The following is a 3100-nucleotide window of genomic DNA, read 5'->3' as shown; positions in this document are numbered from 1 at the left end:
CCGCCAGCCGCGACCGCCACGCAGGACACGGTGGCCCCGTGGCAGAGCAGCGGCGCCGCGCAGACAGCCACGCCGGATACCGGTATCGCCACGGCACCCGCGTTTCCCCGCCGTCCGGCCAAACCGGCCGCCGCCACACAGCTGAGCCTGCAGCAGATGGACCAGCAGCTTGCACAGAACGAAGCCCAGGCACAGGCATTGCTGCGCCAGCTCGATACGGCCGCTGCCACGGGCTCATTGCCAGCCAACGTCAATATCGAAGCGGCACGCGCCAACATCCAGATCGCGTTGCAGGCGCAACGGCTCGGCCGCGAGATGGCCATGCTGATCCAGCAGCCCGACTCGCCGCAGCGGCAGGCACGCATCTCCCAGGTCAGTGACGAGCTGGGCCGCCTGCGGGCCCAGTTGCGCTATGACATCTCCAGTGCGGCATCCGCGGCACCGGCCCCGGCGGCCCCCCGCTGATATGGCTTTGCCGCGCCGCCAACGGGGATTCAACCTGGTCGAGCTGTCGGTGGTCACCGGCATCATCGGCCTGCTGAGCGCGCTGGGCGTGGGCGCCTTCGAGCTGTACGGGCAATCGCGTGACCACGCCCGCGCGCAGGCGGAGCTGGCCGAAGCACGCAATGCGCTGCGTGCCTTCCTCGTGCGCAATAAACGGCTGCCCTGTCCGGACAGCAGCGAGGCCGCCGGCAGCAGCCATCTCGGCCGCGAAACCCCGGGCACGGGCACCGCCGTTGCAAGCTGCCCGGCGGCACTGCGTGTGGGCTGGCTGCCGTACGAATCGCTGGGCCTGAGCCTGCCACCGCTCGAACAACGGCTGCGTTATGCCGTCTACCGGAAAGCCGGCACCGACCTGACCCGCCCGCTCCCCCGGTCCGCCGAATTCACCGATCAGGATGGCACCGCAGGCCTGTTGGCCACGCTGGCCGACGTGACGGCTCAACCCGGATCAACCGGCCAGCCGTACTACAAGGTCCCCGCTGGCACGGCCTTCTATCCGGCCGATCCCGCCGGCGCGACTCCGGCCTGCGACGAGGCCGGCGACACCGTCAATCCTGCATTCGCACTGGTAGCCCCCGGCCGCGACAGGGACGGCGACAGCGCCAGCCCGCATCCGCGCTTCGATACCGTCAACAACGGCTTTGCCTCGGGAAGTTCCCTGTGCATGGCCAATCCCGACCGCCCTTCCAGTTTCCGCCATGACGACCTGGTGCTGGCCGAAAGCGCCGGAACCCTGCTCGGCTGGCTGACCGCCCTTGAACGCTGAGCTCACCACCCCGTCTTCTCCGAGGTTCATCCCATGACGCATCTGTCCCGCTCCACGACGCCCACATCGCCACAGACCATGCCGTTACCCCGCCTGCTGGTGGCCGGCATCGGCAGCCTGCTGCTGGGCGCCTGCGCCAACATGCCTCCGCGCAGCGTGCAGGACCTGCCGCCGGTCGAACACAAGGCCCTGGAGAAGACGGGCACGGCAATCGCCGATGAGTCGGCCAAGCTGCTCCAGGCGCAGGACCGCCGTTTGGAAAGCATCGAGCGCAAGGCCCCGCTCGGCACCGTCACCACGCCGCTGGCGCCGGCCTACGACCCGCTGGAGCACAGCGTGGTCAGCATCAGCATGTTCGATGCCGACGTCGGCCAGCTGCTGTGGGCGCTGGCCGGCGAGTTGAAGATGAACCTCATCGTCGACCCCAAGGTGCTCGAGCAGAAACAGCGCTCCAGCCTGCACCTGAGCAATGTTTCGGCACGCGAGGTGTTCAACCACATCCTGGAAGCGTTCGACCTGCATGGCGAACTGCGCGGCGGGGCACTGGTCGTCAGCCAGACCAAGGAGCGCATCTTCAACGTGGACATGCTCAATTCGGTCACGTCACTGGACCTGGCCACCGGTGGCGACGTGTTCGGTGCCGGCATGGCCGGCGAAGGCGGGGGGCAGTCACTGCGCGGTGCACTGTCGATGATCGGCACGGTCGGCAAGGAAAGCGACCCGTACAAGCAGCTCGGCGCGGCATTGGATGTCATCCTGGAGATCGAGAAGGCCAAGCAGAACACCGCACCGACCACGCCCGACGCGCCCAAGCCGGCCGCGGTTGCCAGCTACAACCTGGATCCGAACAGCGGCACCCTGTTCGTGCGCGGTCGCCCCTCGCAGATCCGTGCGGTGGAGGAGCTGGTCGAGCACAACAAGAAGAAGCTGCGCCGCCAGGTGCTGGTCGAAGCCCAGATCCTGGATGTGTCGCTCAACGACAACAGCAATTTCGGGGTGGACTGGAACCTGCTGCGTGATCGCGTTGCCGGCATCTATGCCGACACGCCGGCAACGATTCTGCCGGCCGCCGATTCCGTCCTCGGCTATGACGGCCTGACCCGTCTGAACGAGCAGGCACGCACGATCACGTTCCCCAACCAGACCCTGGGCTCCGCCCTGGGACGCGCGATGGGGCTGAGCTATATGGGCGACACGTTCTCGGCGGCGGTCAACGTGCTGCGCGGCTTCGGCAACGTCAAGGTGCTGTCCAACCCGAGTGTGCGTGTGCGCAACGGCAGTCCGGCCTACCTGAGTGTGGGCACCAACATCCGCTATGTCACCAAATCCACCAGCAACTTCTCCAACACTGGCGGCGGTGCTTCCAACCAGTCCACCGACATCCAGACCGATTCACTATTCTCCGGCGTGGTGATCGGCGTGGCGCCGATGATCCACGACAACGGTACCGTCGAGTTGCTGGTGCATCCGATGCAGACCGAGGTCGATACCGCCAGCCTGGCGCTGAAGGAATTCCCGAACGGCAATGCGGTCACCCTGCCGCAGGTCAACGTCAAGGGCATCACCACCACCCTCAACCTGCGCGACGGCGACACGGTGATGCTCGGCGGGCTGATCGACCAGAACGCGTCCCTGGATGATCGTGGCGTGCCCGGTCTGTCCGACGTGCCGGTGTTCGGCCGCATGTTCGGTTCCCGCGCCAAGCGCCACACCACCCGCGAGCTGGTGCTGGTGCTGAGGGTGAAAGTGCTGTGAGCCTGATCTACGACGCACTGCGGCAGAGCAACGCCCTGCCCGCGCCGATCTTCGCCCGCGGCCGTACCTGCCGCG

General features: G+C 67.1%; 3 protein-coding genes. All 3 read left to right on the top strand.

Annotation, left to right across the window (positions count from 1 at the left end):
- Positions 1-465 (top strand): hypothetical protein (locus tag JCM9942_RS12895; protein WP_218185490.1); only part of this gene is annotated, 465 nt, incomplete at its 5' end.
- A gap of 1 nt (position 466) precedes the next feature.
- On the top strand, positions 467-1270 hold the full coding sequence (locus JCM9942_RS12890) for a type II secretion system protein (protein ID WP_054660153.1): 804 nt from the start codon (positions 467-469) through the stop codon (positions 1268-1270).
- Positions 1271-1303: 33 nt separating this feature from the next.
- Positions 1304-3025: a pilus (MSHA type) biogenesis protein MshL gene (gene mshL, locus JCM9942_RS12885; protein ID WP_199398885.1), complete on the top strand. Its 1722-nt coding sequence runs from the start codon at positions 1304-1306 to the stop codon at positions 3023-3025.
- The last annotated feature ends 75 nt before the right edge of the window (positions 3026-3100 follow it).

It is taken from the genome of Stenotrophomonas pictorum JCM 9942 (assembly GCF_001310775.1).
Taxonomy (GTDB): domain Bacteria; phylum Pseudomonadota; class Gammaproteobacteria; order Xanthomonadales; family Xanthomonadaceae; genus Stenotrophomonas; species Stenotrophomonas pictorum.
The sequence above is the reverse complement of the archived record's forward strand: the minus strand, read 5'-3'. Positions and strand labels throughout refer to the sequence as shown.

Bases quoted from the DNA above. Each gene is read 5' to 3' on its own strand.
- JCM9942_RS12890 (WP_054660153.1), top strand. From the start codon at position 467: ATGGCTTTGCCGCGCCGCCAACGGGGATTCAACCTGGTCGAGCTGTCG.
- mshL (WP_199398885.1), top strand. From the start codon at position 1,304: ATGACGCATCTGTCCCGCTCCACGACGCCCACATCGCCACAGACCATG.